Origin of the sequence: Psychrobacter sp. 16-MNA-CIBAN-0192, from assembly GCF_040309565.1 — a bacterium.
Classification (GTDB): Bacteria; Pseudomonadota; Gammaproteobacteria; order Pseudomonadales; family Moraxellaceae; genus Psychrobacter.
Map to the genome: position 1 here is coordinate 1 of NZ_JBEOOX010000692.1, position 239 is coordinate 239.

At 31.4% G+C, this 239-nt stretch carries 1 protein-coding gene; it reads right to left on the bottom strand.

All coding sequences use genetic code 11. From position 1 onward, the window contains the following. A partial coding sequence (locus AAEY78_RS14880; protein WP_352340259.1) for a helix-turn-helix domain-containing protein occupies window positions 1-239 on the bottom strand: 239 nt, incomplete at both ends.

The following is a 239-nucleotide window of genomic DNA, read 5'->3' on the forward strand; positions in this document are numbered from 1 at the left end:
GTTAAAAAGCCATACTCCTCGCTTTTTTTTCCAAAGTTTGGAAAAGAAATCCAACTCTTGGTAGTAGCAAATTTTTTGTTTATTCTGTAACTTAAATAAGTTAATCGCTAAGGCTTTATTCCACAAGAATCGACAATTTCCCGCATATTGCACCATTTTAGCGTTAATATCGGGTGTTGTTTTTAAACGAAATTTATAAGCTTTGCGAATAACCATACTGTTATTATATACAGTATGAT